We start from the raw sequence: 19,886 nt of genomic DNA, 5'->3' as shown, positions 1-19,886 counted from the left end.
CGAATATAGAACAAAATACGAGATGGGGCAACGATGCAGTTCCACCACCACGGGTACGTCTCGGGCGACCCCCGCATCCTTCCCGCAGCCGGCACCGGCATCGACCGGCCGGCCGAGCTTCCCGACGTCATGGACGTCATGATCGTCGGCTCCGGCCCGGCAGGGATGCTCCTGGCGGCCCAGCTGTCCCAGTACCCGTCGATCACGACGCGCCTCGTGGAGCGACGGGAGGGTCGACTCGAGATCGGGCAGGCCGACGGCATCCAGGCCCGCAGTGTGGAGACCTTCCAGGCGTTCGGCTTTGCCGAACGGGTCGTGGCCGAGGCCTTCCACCTGACGGCGATGAACTTCTGGGGTCCGGACCCGGCGGATCCGTCGAAGATCATCCGCAACCAGCGCGAGAAGGACGACCCGAAGGGCGTCAGCGAGTTTCCGCACCTGATCGTCAACCAGGCGAGGGTCCTGGACTACTTCGCCGAGTCCGCGGCGAACGGGCCGGCGCGCATCCGCCCCGACTTCGGCTACGAGTTCGTGGGTCTCGAGGTCGCCGAGGAAGGCGACCATCCGGTCAGGGTCACACTGCGGCACACGACCGGAGAGCGCGAGGGCGAGGAGCGGATCGTGCAGGCGAAGTACGTGGTCGGATGCGATGGCGCCCACAGCGGGGTGCGCGAATCGATCGGCTGCAAGCACACCGGCGACAAGTCGTTCCATGCCTGGGGCGTCATGGACGTCCTCACTGTCACCGACTTCCCCGACATCCGCACCAAGTGCGCGATCCAGTCGCATTCGGAGGGCAGCATCCTGCATATTCCCCGGGAAGGGGGATTCCTGTTCCGGATGTATGTCGACCTCGGCGAGCTCACGCCGGAGACGCGGGACAGTATCCGTGCGACGACGCTCGATCAGATCGTCGCCAAGACGAACCGGATCATGAATCCGTACACGGTCGAGGTGAAGAACGTCGCATGGTGGAGCGTCTACGAGGTGGGCCATCGGGTGACCGACAAGTTCGACGATGTGCCGGCTGAGCTCACCGGCCGGCAGCTGCCCCGGGTGTTCATCGCGGGGGATGCCTGCCACACGCACAGTGCGAAGGCCGGCCAGGGGATGAACGTCTCGATGCAGGACGGCTTCAACCTGGGCTGGAAGCTCGGCCAGGTGCTCGAGGGCCGGAGCCCGGCATCCCTTCTCGACACCTATTCGGGTGAGCGCCAGGTCATCGCCCAGAACCTCATCGACTTCGACCGCGAGTGGGCCGCGATGATGGCGAAGAAACCGGAGGAGTTCGCGAGCCCCACCGAGCTGGCCGAGTTCTACACGGCGACGGCGGAGTTCCCGGCCGGGTTCATGACCCAGTACACCCCGTCGATGATCACCGGCGAGGCCGGCTATCAGGAGCTGGCGACGGGGTTCCCGATCGGCAAGCGTTTCAAGTCTGCGCGCGCGATGCGGGTCGCCGATGTGAACCCGGTGCACCTGGGGCATCACGCCAGGGCGGATGGCCGCTGGCGGCTCTACGCCTTCGCCGATGCTCCCGCGGTCGGTGCGAGCTCGGCCCTTGCCGACTGGGCCGAATGGTTGGCATCCCCCCAGTCGCCGGTGGCGCGGTTCACCCCCCGGGGATCCGACCTCGACAGCGTCTTCGACGCCAAGGTGGTCTATCAGCAGCGCTACCAGGATGTCGAACTCGGTCTCGTGCCGCAGATCTTCCTTCCCCGGGTGGGACCGTTCGGCCTCATCGACTATCAGAAGGTGTATGCCATCGATCCGGAGCAGGAGGACTTCTTCGAGGTGCGCGGCATCGACCGTGGAGGATGCGTCGTCATCGTCCGCCCCGACCAGTACGTCGCGCATATCCTTCCGCTGACGGCGCGCGATGAGCTCGTGGCTTTCTTCGCCGGGAACATGCTCCCGCAGTAGCGCCCGGCTATACTCGCACTCGAATGGGTCGGCAAGACGGCCGCGTCGTGCAGCAGTGCACGCCGAGGAACGTCCGGGCTCCACAGGGCAGGGCGGTGGGTAACACCCACCCGGAGCAATCCGCGAGAAAGTGCAACAGAAAGCAGACCGCCACTGGCTTCGGCCAGGGGTAAGGGTGAAACGGTGGTGTAAGAGACCACCAGCGGCCCGAGTGATCGGGTCGGCTGGGTAAACCTCGTCCGGAGCAAGGTCAACAGGGAACGCCAAGGCTGCCCGCCGAGTTCCCGGGTGGATCGCTGGAGGGCTGCGGCAACGTAGTCCCGAGATAGATGGCCGTCGATGGTGCGAACGCACCGGAACAGAACCCGGCGTAACAGCCGGCCCATTCACCGCCTCAGGAAACGGCGAGCGCCGCGGCCCCCACGATCCCCGCATTGTTGCGCAGCGTCGCCGGCCTGATCGGGGTGCGCAGGTCGAGCAGCGGCAGGAACTCTTCCGAACTCTTGGAGATGCCGCCACCGACCAGGATGAGGTCGGGCGAGAACAGCAGTTCGAGGTGCTCGTAGTACCGCTGCAGCCGCTTCGCCCAGTCCTGCCAGCTCAGATCCTCCTTCTCCTTGGCGGAGGTCGAGGCGAGGTGCTCTGCGTCGTGTCCGTCGAGCTCGAGATGTCCGAGCTCCGAGTTCGGGATGAGTTCGCCGTCGAACAGCATCGCGCTGCCGATGCCGGTTCCCAGGGTCGTGAGGATCGTGAGCCCCTTCGCCCCTCGTGCTGCGCCGTAGCGGGCCTCGGCGACGCCTGCGGCATCCGCGTCGTTGACGAAGTGGATGTCCCGGCCGAGCTTCTGCTCGAACAGCTTCTCCGCTTCGAGCCCGATCCACTTCTTCGAGACGTTCGCGGCCGACATCGTGCGCCCGTGGAGCACGATCGCGGGGAAGCACACGCCGACCGGGGCGTCATCGCTCACCTCGCCCAGCTCGTCGAAGAGCGCGAGGACGGTGTCGAGGATGTCGTCCGGCTTGCCCCCCGCCGGCGTCGGGAGCTTCATCCGGTCGGTGAGAAGCTCACCGGTGGCGACGTCGACGATCGCCCCCTTGATGCCGGTTCCCCCGATGTCGATGCCGACGGCCGTCGTGGTCATGCAACGTCCTTTTCGCTGAGTGTCAGGATTTCGGTTCCATTCTCCCTGACGACGATGGTGTGCTCGAACTGGGCGGTCATGCTCTTGTCTTTCGTGGTCACGGTCCAGTCGTCGTCCCAGAGGTCCCAGTCGGCGCTGCCCAGGGTGAGCATGGGTTCGATCGTGAACACCATGCCGTCCTCGATGACGTCGGTGAACGCCTCGGTGTCGTAGTGGGGGATGACGAGGCCGGAGTGGAACGCCTCGCCCACCCCATGCCCGGTGAAGTCGCGCACGACCCCGTATCCGAAGCGTTTCGCGTAGGACTCGATCGCCCGGCCGATGACGTTGACCTGCCGGCCCACGGCGGCCGCCCGGATGCCACGCCGCAGCGCCTCCTCGGTGCGCTCGACGAGCGCGGCGACATCCGGGGCCACGTCTCCGACGAGGAAGGTGCGGTTCGTGTCGCCGTGCATGCCGTTCTTGTAGGCGGTGATGTCGATGTTGATGATGTCGCCATCCTGCAGCAGGGTGTCGTCGGGGATGCCGTGGCAGATGACCTCGTTGAGCGAGCTGCACAGCGACTTGGGGTAGCCGCGATAGCCGAGGGTCGAGGGGTAGGCGTCGTGTGCGAGAAGGAACTCGTGGCCGATGCGATCGAGTTCGTCGGTCGTGACACCCGGGCGGATCGCCTCGCCCACAGCATCAATCGCGAGCGCTGCAATGCGGCCGGACTCCCGGATGCGGTCGATCGCCTCCTCGCCGTACACGTCGATGCCGGAGAGTGTCGGTTCGGCCCTGCCGACGTACTCGGGGCGGGGGATCGAAGCGGGTACCTGGCGCTGAGGTGAGAGTCGTCCGGGAACGAGGTGGCCGTCTCTGTCCCTGGGCATAGGATCGATTTTAGGCTGCCGAGGAGGTACCGATGACCGAGTGGTGGTTCAACACGAGGACGAACGAGGTCGAGGAGGGGCCGCAGTCCCTCGCGCTCGACCGGCTGGGGCCCTTCGAGACGCGTGAGGATGCCGCCCGCGCCTGGCAGATCGTCGATGAGCGTGCCCGTCGCTGGGCGGAGGAAGACGCCGCCGACGACTGATCGGCTGTGACCGCTCCCTGAGGAGCGCGCGTCACCAAGGGAGTTGCCAGCTACACGAGCCCCTGGGCGAGCATGGCATCGGCCACGCGCACGAAACCGGCGGCGTTGGCGCCCACGACGTAGTCGCCCGGATGCCCGTAGCGCTCGGCCGCCGCGAACGACGCCGCGTGGATGTCGCACATGATGGCCTGCAGCCGTCGCTCGCTGTCCTCGAAGCTCCAGCGCTCGCGGGCCGCGTTCTGGGCCATCTCGAGCGCTGAGGTCGCCACACCGCCCGCGTTGGCGGCCTTACCGGGGGCGAACAGCACGCCGGCCTGCTGGAAGACCTCGACGGCATCCGGGGTGCTCGGCATGTTGGCGCCCTCGGCGACGGCGAGCACACCGCCGCGCACGAGGGCGGCAGCGTCATCCGAACCGAGCTCGTTCTGAGTCGCCGCCGGGATCGCGAGCTGCCCCGGCACCTCCCACACCCGGCCCGAGCCGACGAAGCGGGCGCTCGGGCGGCGGGCGGCGTAGGCCGAGATGCGCTCGCGGCCGGCCTCCTTGAGATCCTTGAGCAGCTCGAGGTCGATGCCGGCCTCGTCGACGATGAAACCAGAGGAGTCGGATGCGGTGATGGGCTTCGCACCGAGCTGCTGCAGCTTCTCGATCGCATAGATCGCCACGTTTCCGGAGCCGGAGACGATCGCGGTCTTGCCCTCCACGCTGTCCCTGCGCACGGAGAGCATCTCCTCCAGGAAGAACACTGCGCCGTAGCCGGTCGCCTCGGTGCGCACCTGCGCGCCGCCCCAGCCGATGCCCTTGCCGGTGAGCACGCCCGACTCGTGACGGTTCGTGATTCTGCGGTACTGGCCGAAGAGGTAGCCGATCTCCCGGCCGCCCACGCCGATGTCGCCCGCGGGCACGTCAGTGTCGGCGCCGATGTGCCGGGCGAGCTCCGTCATGAAGGACTGGCAGAACCGCATGATCTCGGCATCCGAGCGACGATGCGGGTCGAAGTCGCTCCCGCCCTTCGCACCGCCGATGCCCTGGCCGGTGAGCGCATTCTTGAACGTCTGCTCGAAGCCGAGGAACTTCATGATGCTCAGGTTCACCGTGGGGTGGAACCGCAGACCGCCCTTGTAGGGCCCGAGTGCGGAGTTGAACTGCACCCGGAAGCCACGGTTGACCCGGATCGCACCCGAATCGTCGACCCAGGGAACCCGGAACAGGACCTGGCGCTCCGGTTCGACGAGCCGCTCGAGGATGCCGGCCTCGACATACTCCGGATGCTGCGCGATGACCGGTTCGATCGACTCCAGCACCTCGCTGAGGGCCTGGTGGAACTCCGGCTCCTCGGGGTTGCGGGAGACTGCGGCGGCGAAAGTCTCATTGATGACGGACGACGTAGACGGCTGCATGGAGCCCTTTCGTTCGAAGCGTACGGTGGCGCGCCGTCGGGGTCGCGCCGGTGGGCGCGAGCAACGACCGGTTACTCGTAGTTGTGCTCCGGGGCCGGGTAGGCACCGTTCGCGACATCCGCCCGGTAGGCGTTTGCGGCATCCGTGAGAACTCCGGCAAGGTTCGCGTACTGGCGGACGAACTTCGGAATCCGCCCCGTCGTCATACCGGCCCAGTCGGTCCAGACCAGAAGCTGGCCGTCGACATCCGGACCGGCGCCCACGCCGATGGTCGGAATACGCAGTTCTTTCGTCACCTGTGCGGCGGACGTTGCCGGCACCATCTCGAGCACAACGGCAAAAGCACCGGCATCTTCGACGGCATGCGCATCGGCGAGGAGCTGATCGAGCCCTTCGCCTCGTCCTTGGATTATATGTCCACCGAGGCCGTGCTCACTCTGCGGGGTGAAACCGATATGTGCCATGACCGGGATTCCGGCCGACACGATCCGGTGGATCTGCTCTGCGCTGCGCTGGCCGCCCTCGAGCTTGACGGCATGCGCGTGCGTCTCCTTCATGAAGCGGAAGGCGGTGTGCAGAGCCTCCTGAGGGCTGCTCTCGTAGGAGCCGAAGGGCATGTCGGCGACCACGAAGGCACGCGTCACGGCGCCGGCCACCGCACGGGTGAGGGGGATGAGTTCATCGACGGTGACCGGAAGCGTCGTGTCGAACCCGAGCACGTTGTTGCCCGCCGAGTCGCCGACCAGCAGGAAGTCGATGCCGGCCTTGTCGAAGATCGAAGCGCTCAACTGGTCGTAGCTCGTGAGGCCGGTGATCTTGATCCCGTTCTCCTTGGCGGACTGGAAGTGCCTCGTCCGCACCTTCTTGAGATTTGCCTGGGCAGCAGCGGCTGCGGGATCAGTCATGGAGCGATTCTAGCCACTAGCCTGATATCGGGCCGGAAACAGCCGCCAGACGACGTCACGGAAGGGGAGCTCATGGACAAGCAGCGTGACTTCGTCCTGCGCACCATCGAGGAGCGCGGGGTCAAGTTCGTGAGGTTGTGGTTCACGGATGTCGTGGGCACGCTCAAGTCCGTGGCGATCGCGCCCGCAGAGGTCGAGGGCGCCTTCGCGGAGGGCGTCGGCATCGACGGTTCGGCCATCGAGGGCCTCACGCGACTCTTCGAGGCCGACGTGCTGCTGCATCCGGATCCGGCCACCTTCCAGATCCTTCCCTGGCGTGGCGAGATCGACCCGACCGCCAGGATGTTCTGCGACATCACCACCCCGGACGGCGAGCCCGCCGTCGCCGACCCGCGCAATGTGCTCAAGCGCACGCTCGAGAAGGCGGCCGACCGCGGGTTCACGTTCTACACGCATCCGGAGATCGAGTTCTACCTGCTCAAGAGCTCGAAGCTCGACAAGAACGGCCGCCCGGTTCCGGTGGATTCGGCCGGTTACTTCGACAATGTCCCCGGCGGCACCGCGCATGACTTCCGCCGCCGCTCGGTGCGGATGCTCGAAGACCTCGGCATCTCGGTCGAGTTCAGCCACCACGAGGGGGGCCCTGGGCAGAACGAGATCGACCTGCGCTATGCCGACGGCCTCACGACGGCCGACAACATCATGACCTTCCGCACCGTGGTGAAGGAGGTCGCGATCGAGCAGGGCGTCTACGCGACGTTCATGCCGAAGCCGTTCTCCGAGCATCCGGGCTCCGGCATGCACACCCACATGTCGCTCTTCGAGGGCGACACGAACGCGTTCTACGAGGCCGGTGCCCAGTACCAGCTCTCGAAGGTCGGACGGCAGTTCATCGCCGGCCTTCTGCACCATGCGCCGGAGATCACCGCCGTAACCAACCAGTTCGTGAACTCCTACAAGCGGCTGTGGGGCGGGGGAGAGGCGCCGAGCTTCGTGTGCTGGGGGCACAACAACCGCTCGGCGCTCATCCGGGTGCCGCTGTACAAGCCGAGCAAGGGGCAGAGCTCCCGCGTCGAGTACCGCGCGATCGACTCTGCCGCGAATCCGTACCTGGCCTACTCGCTCATGCTTGCCGCGGGCCTCAAGGGCATCGAAGAGGGCTACGACCTGCCGGCGGAGGCCGAGGACAACGTCTGGAACCTCACCGACTCCGAGCGCCGAGCCCTCGGCTACAGCGCGCTGCCGGCGAGCCTCGACCACGCGGTCTCGATCATGGAGGGTTCCGAGCTCGTCGCCGAGACGCTCGGCGAGCAGGTGTTCAACTACGTGCTGCTCAACAAGCAGCGGGAGTGGAGCACCTATCGGGCCCAGGTGACCCCCTTCGAGTTGCAGAGCAACCTGGAGATGCTCTAGCGCGCCATGGCCCGGCCAGATTCGTCGCGGGAGCGCACCTCGTCACGGGAGCGCACCTCGCTCACCGAACTCGCCCGCCTCGGGTTCGCCGAGCTGGGAGTCGCCGGGTCGCAGCTCGCCGGCTTCGATGCGAGTCTCGTCCCGCTTTTCGCGCTCGCCGCCGACCCCGACCAGGCGCTGCGGTATCTCGTTCGGCTGCGCGAGCATGCGCCGGACGAACTCGGGCGTGCGCTGGGGGCTCCGGATACCGCTGCGCGCCTCATCCGGGTGCTCGGCGCGTCGGCGGGGCTCGGCGAGTTCTTCCGCAGGAGGCCCGAGGAGCTTGCCGCTCTCGCGGAGCCGCTCACCGGGTTGCCGATGGGGGAGGAGCTGCGTCACGAGCTGCTGGCCGCGGTCGAAGGCCCCGCGGTCGATGGGTTCAGTGCTGACGGTGCGATCGTGGCCCTGCGCGTGCGCTACCGCAGCATCCTCGCCAGGATTGCAGCCCACGATCTCGAGCAGGAGGATCCGCTCGAGGGCATCGAGGCGGTAGCCGGCGCGCTCGCCGACCTCGCGGGCGCCGCTCTCGACGCATCACTGTCGATCGCCCGCCGAACGCTGCAGTTTCCGCCGGAGGAGGTCTCGGCCACGGGACTCGCGGTCATCGGCATGGGCAAGGCCGGTGCGCACGAACTCAACTACGTGAGCGACGTCGACGTCATCTATGTCGTCGAGGCCGGTGACGGTGTGACGGCGGACCGCGCCGTGGAGATCGGGACCCGGCTGGCCATTCAGCTCGGCCGCGGCATCCACGGCCCGGCGCCGGAGCCGGAGCTCTGGGAGGTCGACGCGAACCTGCGGCCGGAGGGCAAGGACGGCGCCCTCGTCCGAACGCTCGACTCGCACCTCGCCTACTACGACCGCTGGGCGAAGGGCTGGGAATTCCAGGCGCAGCTCAAGGCCAGACCGCTCGCCGGAGACCTCGCCCTCGGCGCCCGCTACGTCGAGGCGCTCTCGCCCCTCGTCTGGTCGAGCGCGGGGCGCGACAACTTCGTCGAGTCGGTGCAGCGGATGCGCGAGCGCGTCACCGAGCACATCCCGGCGGGCGAGCGCGACGTGCAGCTGAAGCTCGGACCCGGCGGGCTGCGCGATGTGGAGTTCACGATCCAACTGCTCCAGCTCGTGCACGGCCAGGTGGATGACGGCGTGCGGCAGGGCGGGACGCTCCCGGCCCTCGCCGCCCTCGCCGAGCACGGCTACATCGGTCGCGACGAAGCGGCGGTCTTCGGACGCGACTACCGGTTCCTGCGGCTCCTGGAGCACAGACTGCAGCTCGCCGGTCTTCGGCGTACCCACCTCATGCCGCGCGAGGAGGGCGCGTTGCGCGTGCTCGCGCGTGCGACCGGGCTCGCGACGACCGCACCCGAGCTGCTCGAGCGCTGGCAGGCGGTCAAGACCGAGGTGCGCACCCTGCACGAGCGGTTGTTCTACCGCCCGCTGCTCTCCGCGGTCGCGACGCTGCCCGAGGAGGGGTTCGCGCTCACGAGCGAGCAGGCCGTCGCGCGGCTCGCCGCGATCGGTTTCCGCGACCCGGATGGCGCACTCCGGCACATCGGGGCGCTCACCGCCGGGATCTCGCGCCGGGCGACGATCCAGCGCAACCTGCTCCCGATCCTTCTGCAGTGGTTCGCCGAAGGGGCCGACCCGGATCACGGCCTCCTCGTCTTCCGCCGGCTGAGCGAGGCGCTCGGCGAGTCGCACTGGTACCTGCGGATGCTGCGCGACTCATCCGGCGCCGCCCACCGGCTCACCCAGGTGCTCTCCGGCTCGCGGTTCGTCGGCGACCTGTTCGAGCGCATCCCGGAAGCCGTCGCCTGGCTCGAGAACGATGCCGATCTCGTACCGCGTCCGCTCTCTGTGCTTCTCGAGGAGGGCGGAGCGATCGCCCTGCGGCACGCCGGCGACCCGGATACGGCTGCCCAGGCGGTCAGGATGGCCCGTCGGCGTGAGATCCTCCGTCTCGCCGTTGCGAGCATCCTGGGCCTGCTGACGATCGAGGAGCTGGGCCGCGCCCTGAGCCACGTCACGACGGCCACGATCCATGCAGCGCTCGCCATAGCGCGGTCGGGGCCGGACATCGACGAGCCCCAGGGGATGGAGTTCGCCGTCATCGGCATGGGACGTTTCGGCGGCGGGGAGCTCGGCTTCGGCTCCGATGCCGATGTCGTGCACGTGTACCGCGCGGCGGAGGGCGAGTCGGCCCAGAAGGCCGCGGAGAGGATCGTGGCGGAGCTGGGTCGCCTCACCGACGACCTCCAGGTGCCCCTCGACCTCGACATCGGCCTGCGCCCGGAGGGCAAGAACGGCCCGGTGGCGCGCTCGCTCGATTCGTATCGCGCCTACTACCGTCGCTGGTCGCTCACCTGGGAGGCGCAGGCGCTCCTGCGTGCTCGGGGTGTCGCTGGCGACGAGTCGCTGCTCACGGCGTTCGAGGTGCTCGCCGACGAGGTGCGCTACCCCCTGGCGATCGGCGAGGAGGATGTTCGCGAGGTCAGGCGCATCAAGGCGCGGGTCGAGTCGGAGCGTCTGCCGCAGGCGGCAGACCCGACGCGGCACCTCAAGCTCGGCCGAGGATCTCTGAGCGACGTCGAGTGGCTCGTGCAGCTCCTGCAGCTGCAGCACGGTGCAGCGATCGAAGGCCTGCGCACGACCTCGACGCTTGAGGCGCTCAAGGTGGCGCGCGAGGCGGGACTGCTCACGACATCCGAGGTCCGAACGCTGCGCGAGGCGTGGATCTTCGCCTCCCGCACGCGCTCAGCCCTCATGCTGTGGACCTCGAAGACGTCGGATGTTCTACCCCGAGATCGCACACAACTCGACGGCGTCGCCCGCATCATGGGCTACCCGCCTCGCTCGGCGAGCCGTCTCGAGGACGACTACCTCCGCGTCACGCGCCGCGCCCGCCAGGTCTTCGAGGAGCGCTTCTACGGCTCCGCGACTCAGACCCCGTAGTACAGCTCGTACTCGAAGGGGTGCGGGCGCTGGGCCATCGGCAGCAGTTCCTTCTCGCGCTTGTAGGCGATCCAGGTGTCGATGAGATCCTGCGTGAACACGCCGCCCGCGGTGAGGAAGTCGGTGTCGGCCTCGAGCGCGAGCAGCGCAGCGTCGAGCGAGCCCGGCACCTGCGGGATGTTCCTGGCCTCCTCGGGCGGCAGCTCGTAGAGGTCCTTGTCGACCGGCTCGTGAGGCTCGATCTTGTTCCGGATGCCGTCGAGGCCGGCCATGAGCTGGGCAGCGAAGGCGAGGTACGGGTTGCCCGAGGCGTCCGGGGCCCGGAACTCGATGCGCTTGGCCTTCGGGTTCGTCCCGGTGATCGGGATGCGGATGGCCGCCGAGCGGTTGCCCGCCGAGTAGACGAGGTTGACGGGAGCCTCGAATCCGGGAACCAGCCGGTGGTAGCTGTTGACGGTCGGGTTCGTGAAGGCGAGCACCGCTGGCGCGTGCTTGAGCAGTCCGCCGATGTACCAGCGCGCGAGGTCGGAGAGCCCGCCGTAGCCGCTCTCGTCGTAGAACAGCGGCTTGCCGTCGTTCCACAGCGACTGGTGCGTGTGCATGCCCGAGCCGTTGTCGCCGAAGAGCGGTTTCGGCATGAACGTCGCCGTCTTGCCCCACGCCTCCGCCGTGTTCTTGACGATGTACTTGAACTTCAGGATGTCGTCGGCCGCGTGCACCATCGTGTCGAAGCGGTAGTTGATCTCGGCCTGGCCGCCCGAACCGACCTCGTGGTGGGCGCGCTCGAGGATGAGCCCGGCCTCGATGAGCTTGAGGCTGATGTCGTCGCGCAGGTCGGCCTGCTTGTCCACCGGGCTCACCGGGAAGTAGCCGCCCTTGAACGGCGTCTTGTTGGCCAGGTTGCCGCCCTCCTCGACGCGGCCGGTGTTCCAGGCGCCCTCCTCCGAGTCGACGGCGAAGAAGCTGGAGTTCTGCTTCACCTCGTAGCGCACGTCGTCGAAGATGTAGAACTCGGCCTCCGGGGCGAAGAACGCGGTGTCGGCGATCCCGGTCGAGGCCAGGTACTTCTCCGCCTTGCGCGCCACCTGCCGCGGGTCGCGCCCGTAGATCTCGCCGTTCCGCGGGTTGTAGATGTCGAAGAGCATGATGAGCGTGCGCTCCATGCGGAACGGGTCGACGTAGGCGGTGGTGACATCCGGGATCAACTGCATGTCGGATTCGTGGATCGACGCGAAACCGCGGATGGACGAGCCGTCGAAGAGCTGGCCGACCGTGAAGAACTCCTCATCGACGCTCGCCGCGGGAATGTTGAAGTGCTGCTGGACCCCCGGCAGGTCGGTGAAGCGGATATCGAGGAACTTGACGTCGGTGTCCTTGATGAACTTGAGGACTTCGGACGAATCGCTGAACATTGACGGGCTCCTTGGCTGCGAAAACGGGACCGGTTGCCTCGCGCAACCAGTGCGAGGCTATTCCCGGCCGGTTTCGTGGCAGTGTCCCCATTGTTTCACCCATGTTTCGTGCCGGACGAATCTCTGGAAGTCACGGGCGCCTTAGGATCGAGTGGTGCCCGACCAGTCAGCCTCCCAGCGTCCCGGTGGGCGCCCGGACGAGCAGCGATGGCCGGGTGAACGACTCGGCCTGCCCGAATCCGGCTCGCGCTCGATCGCCCGGCCGCTCCGTCGCGTGGGAGCTCTCGTCATCGACTGGGGCCTGAGCGTGCTCATCTCGGTCGCGTTCTTCCACTACGACGCCTTCGCGACCCTCGGCATCTTCGCCCTCACCCAGTTCGTCTTCATCACGCTCATCAACGGCAGCATCGGCCAGAGGGTGTTCCGGATGCGCGTCGTGCCGCTCGCCGGCGGCTGGATCGGCGCCTGGCGTCCGATCGTTCGGACCCTGCTGCTGTGCCTCGTGATCCCGGCCCTCATCTGGGACCGTGACCAGCGCGGCCTGCACGACAAGGCGGCGGGAACGGTGCTGCTCGTCCAGTAGCGGACGGCGAAGAGGATGCGTCGCTCAGGCGCGGCGCTGCGCCCGCACCCGGTGCCTTATGGTCAGGCGCGGCGTTGCGCCCGCACCTTCATGGGGTCGACGCCCTTCGGGATCGGCAGGTTCGGCCCCTTGTGCAGTGAACTCACGCGGTTGCTCACCGCGTAGATCTCGGCCTTGTTGAGGGCCTTCTTGAACTTGCCGAGGCGGCGGGAGAGCTTGTGCAGGGGGACCGACTCCGGGTCAGGACCGACCTGAAGCACGTTGACCGGGACGTTCGGCAGGATGCGTGCGATCTTGCGCCGCTCGTCGTCGACCATCTTCTGGGTGCGGGTGGCCGGGCCTTCGCCGATGAGCACGACGCCGCCCTTGCCGACGGCGCGGTAGACGGCATCCTGCGTCTTGGGGCTGATCGCCACGGGCATCTCGCTGCCGGTCCAGCCGCGGGGGAGCGAGCTCTTGAGCACGGCGCCGACCGCGCCGGGTTGCCCGGCGATCTGCGAGTATGCGGCCTTCTCGGCCTTGCGGCCGAGGATCACGAGGAAGCCGAGCACGCCGGCGAGCACGCCGGCCACGATCCACAGCACGAGGCCGAAGACGCTGTCGCCGGAGAGCAGGACTCCCAGGAGCAGGCCCACCAGGAGCGGCAGCGCGAAGCCGAGGGCCATCCACCAGACGGCGGTCGAGTCGTACCGCCTGGTCATCTGGAAGACCTGGTACATCTGCTTGAGACGACCGGGTTCCTTCGCGGGTTTCGGGCTCGAGTCCTTGGTGCGTGCCATGCCTCCAAGGATACCGGCTCCACTCCGCCCCAAACCCCAGATCACCGCGTTGTGCACCGTTCCGGGGTTCGCGGCCGGGGGAGTCGTTCGGGGGACGGGAGGATGCCGTCGTGGACTCGATCGGCGGTTACCGGCTCATACGCATCCTCGGCGTCGGCGCACGGGCGGATGTCTGGCTCGGGCACGGCGGAACGACGGGGTCGGGGCCCGAGACGGTGGCCGTCAAGGTGTATCGCCCCGGTACGGCCTCCGACGGCATCAACGCCGAGATCGAGGCGCTCGCCCGCGCGTCCGACCGGCACCTGCTGCGGCTCGAAGATCTCACGACGGCACCGGATGGCCTGCCCTGCCTGATTCTTCGCCGCCTCTCCGCCGTCAGCCTCGGCGCACTCGTCTCCGCCGACCCCTTGCCGCTCGGCGAAGCGGTCACTGTTCTCGCGCCGCTGGCCCTCGCCGTCGGCGAGCTGCACCGGGTCGGGGTGACTCATGGCGGGATCCGCCCTGCCGCTGTGCTGTTCGACGAGGAGGGCGGCCCGGTCCTCGCGCGCTTCGGGTCCGCGGGTCTCGCCGGCGATTTCCCGTCCTCGCCCGATGGCGCAAGTCTCCCCCCGGCGCAGCTTGCCGCAGAACCGGGGGTCGCCGCGGACCTGGCCCGGCTGGCCGGAGTCTGCCGGGCGACCCTCGGTCCCGATGCCGGGGAGGTTCGTGCCTGGCTGGACCAAGCCGACCTGGCCCACCCGACCGAGCCGGCCGACCCCCAGGCCTGGCTGAAGGAGCTCGCCGACCGCCTGTTCCGGTGTGCTGAGGCGAAGCCGGTCCACTTCGAGCGATGGGAGGCGGGGCACTCGCCGACGCGACTGCCCCCACGCCTGGGGTGGGATCCGGATGCGATGGCGGCCGAGGTTCCCGAGCCGGCGGGATCGAGTCCGGTGCGCGAGGCCTTCTCCCTCCTTCACCTGCCGGAGTCCTTCCTCGGCATCGTGACCGATCGGCTCGGGCCGTTGCTCGAGAAGGGGCCGTTCGCGGCGCTGAAGTCGAAAGTGCGTCAGGTGCTCGCGCCCGTGCGCAAGCCGGTGTGGATCATCGCCGGCATCGTCGTCGCCGCGGTCGTCGCGACGGTCATGCTCCTGCCTGGACCGTCGTCAGGACCGGCGCCGTCGTCACGGCCGGGGGCATCGTCGGCAACGCCGGAGCCTTTAGCGGGCTCCCATCCTGAGACGGCCCCTCCGGTTGTCGTGGATGCCGCCGTGACGGCCGATGACCCGGTCGCCGCAGCGGGTGCGCTGTTGGCCGCGCGGGCGACCTGCCTGCACGAAGCCTCGGTCCTCTGCCTCGACGGGGTCGCTCAGCCGGGGTCGGCGGCGATGGAGGCCGGCTCCTACCGCATCCGCCTGATTCAGGAGCAGGGAATCGTGCCGGAAGAACCCGAGCTGGTGGGTGCCGCGATCAGTCTCGTCGACCGGTTGGGCGACAGCGCGCTGCTGTCGGCGGACACGTCGGAGGGCGCAAGCGCATCCCTGCTGCTCGTGAAGACCGATCAGGGCTGGCGCATCCGCGACCTGGTATTCGCGGATGAGGTCCTGACGGGGGAGTCTCCCTAGCCGAGCCCGAGGTTGCCGCGGAAGTCGCCGGCCTCCAGCCGATCCTTGACCGCCACGAGGAACCGCGCGGCATCCGCGCCATCCACGATGCGATGGTCGTAGGAGAGCGCGAGGTACACGACCGAGCGGATGGCGATCGCGTCGAGCCCGTTGTCGGAGACGACGACCGGCTTCTTCGCGACGATACCGGTCCCGAGGATCGCGGACTGGGGGAGGAAGACGACCGGGGTGTCGAAGAGCGCCCCGCGCGAACCGGTGTTGGTCACGGTGAAGGTGCCGCCGGCGAGCTCGTCGGGCTTCAGCCTGTTGTCCCGCGTGCGCGCGGCGAGATCGGCGATCTCGCCGGCGAGCTGGGCGATGTCGAGGTCGCTTGCGTTGCGGATGACCGGGGTGAGCAGGCCGCGCTCGGTGTCGACGGCGATGCTGATGTTCTCCTGGCCCGGGTAGACGATGTTCTCGCCGTCGATCGTCGCGTTGACGATCGGGAACGCTTTGAGCGCCTCCGCCGCGGCGAGCGTGAAGAAGGGGAGGAAGCTCAGCTTGTTACCGGTCTTCTTCTGGAAATCGCCCTTCACCTCGTCCCGCAGCTTGGCGACGGCGGTCACGTCGACCTCGACCACCGTCGTGAGCTGCGCGGAGGTCTGCATCGAGATGACGGCGCGCTCGGCGACGACCTTGCGCAGGCGGGACATCGGCACGGTCGTGCCGCGCAGCGGTGAGGTCTCCAGCGGCTTGCGGGCGACGGGCGCGGTTCCGGATGCGGCGGACAGCACATCCTGCTTGCGGATACGTCCGCCGATGCCCGAACCGGTGATGGTCGAGAGGTCGATCCCGTTGTCGTTCGCGAGCTTGCGGACGAGGGGGGTCACGTAGCCTGCGTTGGCCGCGGGCGCTTCCGGTGCCGATTCGGCCGGTACGGGTGCTGCCGGAGCGGCAGCCGCAGGCGGAGGAGTCGCTGCAGCCGGCGCCTCCGTCGGTGCCGGAGTGGCTGCCGGAGCTTCGCCGGCGGACGCCTCAGGGGCAGGTGCAGGGGCCGGGGGCGTCTCGACGGCCGGCTCGGCGGCGGGCGTTTGGGCGGCAGGCTGCTCGGCGGCAGGCGCCTGGGCGGCGGGGCCGGGTGCATCCGGGGCGGTCGCGGTGACGGTCTCGGGCACAGCGGTGGGAGCGGGCGCAGGCTGCTCGGCCGGCGCGGCCTCGACGGTTTCCGGGGCCGGCGCAGCGGGAGCAGCGGGGGCTTCCGAAACCGGCGCAGCAGGAGCAGCAGGGGCTTCCGAAACCGGGGCAGCGGGAGCAGCAGGTTCAGCAGGCGCGACCCCGGCATCCGCAGCCTCGGCAGCAGGTGCGGCAGGAGCCTCGCCCCCGCCGGAGCCGTCGCCGACCGTGGCGAGTGGGGTTCCGACCTCGACGGTCTCGTCCTCGGCGACCAGAATCGCCTCGAGCACGCCGGCGACGGGCGAGGGGATCTCGGTGTCGACCTTGTCGGTGGAGACCTCCACCAGCGGCTCGTCGACCTCGACCCGGTCGCCGACCTTCTTCAGCCAGCGGGTCACCGTTCCTTCAGTGACACTCTCGCCGAGTGCCGGCAGGTTGACGGATTCGCTCATCAGTGGTGCTCCTTCAGGACCGTGGCTGTCTCAACCAGCATAGTTCGCGTTCGTGATCAGACGGCATGCAGCGGCTTGCCGGCGAGGGCGAGGAACGCTTCGCCGAGGGCCTCGTTCTGCGTCGGGTGGGCGTGGATGAGGGGGGCGACGTCCTCGGGGTACGCCTCCCAGTTCACGGCGAGCTGCGCTTCGCCGATGAGTTCGCCGACGCGCGCGCCGATCATGTGGACACCGACGACCGGGCCGTCGTTGACCCGGACGACCTTGATCGAGCCGGAGGTGCCGATGATGTGGCTCTTGCCGTTGCCGGCGAGGTTGTAGTCATAGCTCGACACCTTGTCGTCGCCGTACTGCTCCTTCGCCTTCGCCTCGCTGAGGCCGATCGAGGCGACCTCGGGATCGGAGTAGGTGACTTTCGGGATGTTGTTGTCGGAGATCACGATGGGGTTCAGCCCGGCGATCTCCTCGGCCACGAAGATGCCCTGCTGGAAGCCGCGGTGGGCGAGCTGGAGACCGGGGACGATGTCGCCGACGGCGTAGACGCCGGGCAGGTTGGTGGCGAGGCGCTCGTTCGTGATGACGAAGCCGCGATCCATGGTCACGCCGACCTCCTCGAAGCCCAGGCCGGCGGTCGACGGCCCGCGGCCGACGGCGACGAGCAGGATCTCGGCCTCGACGGTCTCGCCGTTCTCGAGGGTCACGACGACGCCGCTCTCGTTCTGGGTCACGCTCTGGAAGCGCACGCCGAGCTTGAAGTCGATCCCGCGCTTGCGGAACGCGCGCTCGAACTGCTTGCTGACGGTCTCGTCCTCGTTCGGCACGAGGTGAGGCAGTGCCTCGATGATGGTGACCTCGGCGCCCCACGAACGCCAGACGCTGGAGAACTCGACGCCGATGACGCCGCCGCCGAGCACCGCGACCTTGCGCGGTACGAAGGGCAGCTCGAGCGCCTGCTCGGAGGTGATGACGCGCCCGCCGATCTCGAGTCCGGGGAGGGAGCGTGAGTACGAGCCGGTCGCGAGCACGACGTTCTTGCCCGTGATGCGGTCATCGCCCACCTGCACGGTGTTGGGGGAGACGAGCTTGCCCTCACCCTCGATCACGGTGATGCCACGGGTCTTGATGAGCCCCTGGAGTCCCTTGTACTTGCTCGCGACGATGCCCTCGCGGTACGCGGTGACACCGGCGATGTCGATGCCCTCGACGGTCGCGGTCACGCCGTACTTAGCGGATTCGCGGGCGACATCCGCGACCTCGGCGGAGTGCAGGAGCGCCTTGGTGGGGATGCAGCCGACGTGCAGGCAGGTACCCCCGACCTTCCCCTTCTCGATGAGGCCGACGCTCATGCCGAGCTGGGTGGCACGCAGGGCCGCAGCGTAGCCGCCGCTTCCTGCTCCGAGCACGACAAGGTCAAAGTTCTGTTCCGACACCGGGCGACTCCCTCGAGTTTCAGCCTGTTCACGCACCTGTCGCCGAGTCGCGACGGGGGGATTGGTTCGGCGGATTCTCCCGCCACCTCGACTTTACTACGCGAGCGAAATCCGCTCAGCCAGCGCGATCAGGGTTCGAACCGTGACGGCGGTCGGCCCCTTGCCGGTGTAGCCGAATCCGCCTCCGTCGTTGTTGGCCGGGCCGGCGATGTCCAGGTGCGCCCACGGGATGCGCGAGCCGTCCTGCGCCTTCCCGACGAACTCCTGCAGGAACACGCCGGCGACGAGCATGCCGGCCGCGGTGCTCCCGATCTTGACGTTCGCGATGTCGGCGACATCGGAGTTGAGGAGGCTGCGGAGCTCGGCGGGCAGCGGCATGGGCCACAGGGTCTCGCCGATCTTCTTCGAGACATCCACGAGCTCGCCGACGAGTGTCTCGTCACCCATCGTCCCGACGTAGCGGTCACCGAGGGCGACCCGGGCCGCGCCGGTGAGCGTGGCGACGTCGATGATCGCATCCGGGTTCTCCTCGCTCGCGGCGGCGATCCCGTCGGCGAGCACGAGACGGCCCTCTGCGTCCGTGTTGAGCACCTCGACCGTCTTACCGCCGTGGATCGTGAGCACGTCGTTCGGCCGGATGGCGGAGCCCGACGGCAGGTTCTCGGCGATGCACAGCCAGGCCGTGACGCGCAGGGGGAGCGCGAGCCTGGCCGCGGCCAGCGCGACGGCGAGCACCGTCGCCGCGCCCGTCATGTCGTACTTCATCCCGACCATCGATGCCGGTGGCTTGAGCGAGAGCCCGCCGGAGTCGAAGGTGATGCCCTTGCCGACGAGGGCGAGATGCCGGGAAGCGCCCTTCGGGGCGTACTCGACCTTCACGAGTCGCGGACCGCGGGTCGATCCCTGGCCCACGCCCCGGATGCCGCCGAAACCACCGGCCTCGAGTTCGGCGTCGGAGAGCACCGTCACCGCCACCGGCGCACCCTCGGCGAGCTCCTGCGCCGCGGCGGCGAAGGTCTCCGGGTAGAGGTGCGAGGGCGGGGTGTTCACGAGGTCGCGCACGGCGTGCACGGCGCCGGCCACGATTGCCGCCCGCGCCACCGGGTCGCCCGCGACATCCACATCGGCGACGACGGTGATGTCGGTCGCCGGCAGCTTGGCGGCGTCGGGCGTGCCCGAACGGAATCTCGTGAACGAGTAGGAGCCGATCGCCGCGCCCTCGAGCACAGCCAGGACGTCCTCCTCGGATGTCGTCGGCAGCGCGATCGCAAGGCTTCCGACCCCGGTGAGCTGCCTGGCCGCCGAACCCGCGGCCCGGCGGAGGAGGTTGGCGTCCACTGGTCCCGAGCCGAGGCCGACGAGAGCGATGCCGGCGGCGGCGCCGACCCCGGCGACTCGCCTGACCTCGTCTTCCGCACCCGTGATGCCGAGGGCGCCGAAGGAGGCGCGCACCGCGTCGAGCGCCGCATCCTCCGAGTGCAGGGTGGGGCCGGAGTCACCCCCGCTCACCCCGAGCACGAGGATGTCGGCAGGGACGGTGAGGGCGGAGTCGCGGGAGATCCGCAGCGAGGCAACAGTCATGCCGCCATGCTAGCTGCAGCCGGGACGAGCACCAGGACGCGGCATCCG

General features: G+C 68.6%; 15 protein-coding genes and 1 other RNA gene. 7 read left to right on the top strand and 9 right to left on the bottom strand.

Annotated features, from left to right (window positions below; all coding sequences use genetic code 11):
- Positions 1-33 precede the first annotated feature (33 nt).
- Together ABD678_RS11295 and rnpB are read left to right on the top strand one after the other, a co-directional pair.
- The gene (locus ABD678_RS11295; protein WP_344756678.1) at positions 34-1,923 is read left to right on the top strand and encodes an FAD-binding monooxygenase; all 1,890 of its coding nucleotides are present in this window, start codon (positions 34-36) and stop codon (positions 1,921-1,923) included.
- A 24-nt stretch (positions 1,924-1,947) separates the two neighbouring features.
- An RNA gene (rnpB, locus tag ABD678_RS11290) (RNase P RNA component class A) lies at positions 1,948-2,312 on the top strand.
- A gap of 5 nt (positions 2,313-2,317) precedes the next feature.
- Here rnpB and ppgK read toward each other — a convergent pair.
- Both ppgK and map read right to left on the bottom strand, forming a co-directional pair.
- Entirely contained in the window at positions 2,318-3,064 is a 747-nt protein-coding gene (gene ppgK / locus ABD678_RS11285; protein WP_344756676.1) for a polyphosphate--glucose phosphotransferase, read from the bottom strand.
- Positions 3,061-3,936: a type I methionyl aminopeptidase gene (gene map / locus ABD678_RS11280; protein WP_344756674.1), complete on the bottom strand. Its 876-nt coding sequence runs from the start codon at positions 3,934-3,936 to the stop codon at positions 3,061-3,063. Before map ends, ppgK begins: the two co-directional genes overlap by 4 nt.
- 32 nt (positions 3,937-3,968) lie before the next feature.
- Here map and ABD678_RS11275 point away from each other — a divergent pair, with 32 nt between their 5' ends.
- Positions 3,969-4,139, top strand: a complete 171-nt coding sequence (locus ABD678_RS11275) for a methionine aminopeptidase (RefSeq protein WP_104094599.1) — start codon at positions 3,969-3,971, stop codon at positions 4,137-4,139.
- Positions 4,140-4,189: 50 nt separating this feature from the next.
- Here the strand turns inward: ABD678_RS11275 and gdhA are convergent, their stop codons facing one another.
- Entirely contained in the window at positions 4,190-5,539 is a 1,350-nt protein-coding gene (gdhA, locus tag ABD678_RS11270) for an NADP-specific glutamate dehydrogenase (protein WP_344756671.1), read from the bottom strand.
- Between the two features lie 71 nt (positions 5,540-5,610).
- The gene (gene panB / locus ABD678_RS11265; protein WP_344756669.1) at positions 5,611-6,444 is read right to left on the bottom strand and encodes a 3-methyl-2-oxobutanoate hydroxymethyltransferase; all 834 of its coding nucleotides are present in this window, start codon (positions 6,442-6,444) and stop codon (positions 5,611-5,613) included.
- 72 nt (positions 6,445-6,516) lie between these two features.
- Between panB and ABD678_RS11260 the strand changes: the two genes are divergently transcribed.
- Entirely contained in the window at positions 6,517-7,857 is a 1,341-nt protein-coding gene (locus tag ABD678_RS11260; protein WP_344756667.1) for a glutamine synthetase family protein, read from the top strand.
- 6 nt (positions 7,858-7,863) lie between these two features.
- A complete protein-coding gene (locus ABD678_RS11255; protein ID WP_344756665.1) occupies positions 7,864-10,848 on the top strand; it encodes a bifunctional [glutamine synthetase] adenylyltransferase/[glutamine synthetase]-adenylyl-L-tyrosine phosphorylase in 2,985 nt (994 codons plus the stop codon).
- Here the strand turns inward: ABD678_RS11255 and glnA are convergent.
- On the bottom strand, positions 10,836-12,260 hold the full coding sequence (gene glnA / locus ABD678_RS11250; RefSeq protein WP_344756663.1) for a type I glutamate--ammonia ligase: 1,425 nt from the start codon (positions 12,258-12,260) through the stop codon (positions 10,836-10,838). The genes ABD678_RS11255 and glnA overlap by 13 nt on opposite strands.
- 154 nt (positions 12,261-12,414) lie before the next feature.
- On the opposite strand from glnA, the gene ABD678_RS11245 reads away from it, so the two are divergent.
- The gene (locus ABD678_RS11245) at positions 12,415-12,843 is read left to right on the top strand and encodes an RDD family protein (RefSeq protein WP_344756661.1); all 429 of its coding nucleotides are present in this window, start codon (positions 12,415-12,417) and stop codon (positions 12,841-12,843) included.
- A 62-nt stretch (positions 12,844-12,905) separates the two neighbouring features.
- Here ABD678_RS11245 and ABD678_RS11240 read toward each other — a convergent pair whose 3' ends face one another.
- Complete coding sequence (locus ABD678_RS11240) at positions 12,906-13,622, bottom strand: DUF4191 domain-containing protein (RefSeq protein WP_344756659.1); 717 nt, start codon at positions 13,620-13,622, stop codon at positions 12,906-12,908.
- Positions 13,623-13,732: 110 nt separating this feature from the next.
- Here ABD678_RS11240 and ABD678_RS11235 point away from each other — a divergent pair, with 110 nt between their 5' ends.
- Positions 13,733-15,223, top strand: a complete 1,491-nt coding sequence (locus ABD678_RS11235; protein ID WP_344756657.1) for a protein kinase family protein — start codon at positions 13,733-13,735, stop codon at positions 15,221-15,223.
- Here ABD678_RS11235 and ABD678_RS11230 read toward each other — a convergent pair.
- From ABD678_RS11230 to ABD678_RS11220, 3 genes are all read right to left on the bottom strand, one after another.
- Entirely contained in the window at positions 15,220-16,827 is a 1,608-nt protein-coding gene (locus ABD678_RS11230; RefSeq protein WP_344756655.1) for a 2-oxo acid dehydrogenase subunit E2, read from the bottom strand. The genes ABD678_RS11235 and ABD678_RS11230 overlap by 4 nt on opposite strands.
- Positions 16,828-16,883: 56 nt before the next feature.
- Positions 16,884-18,257, bottom strand: coding sequence for a dihydrolipoyl dehydrogenase (gene lpdA / locus ABD678_RS11225; RefSeq protein ID WP_344756653.1), 1,374 nt, complete (start codon positions 18,255-18,257; stop codon positions 16,884-16,886).
- A gap of 96 nt (positions 18,258-18,353) precedes the next feature.
- Positions 18,354-19,838 carry a leucyl aminopeptidase gene (locus ABD678_RS11220; protein WP_344756651.1) on the bottom strand — a complete coding sequence of 495 codons (1,485 nt, stop codon included), beginning with the start codon at positions 19,836-19,838 and terminating at the stop codon, positions 18,354-18,356.
- Positions 19,839-19,886: the final 48 nt, after the last annotated feature.

The sequence above is a fragment of the Leifsonella bigeumensis genome, assembly GCF_039537265.1.
GTDB classification, from domain to species: Bacteria; Actinomycetota; Actinomycetes; order Actinomycetales; family Microbacteriaceae; genus Terrimesophilobacter; species Terrimesophilobacter bigeumensis.
Note: the sequence above shows the minus strand (reverse complement) of the source record. Positions and strands in the feature narration are given on the sequence as shown.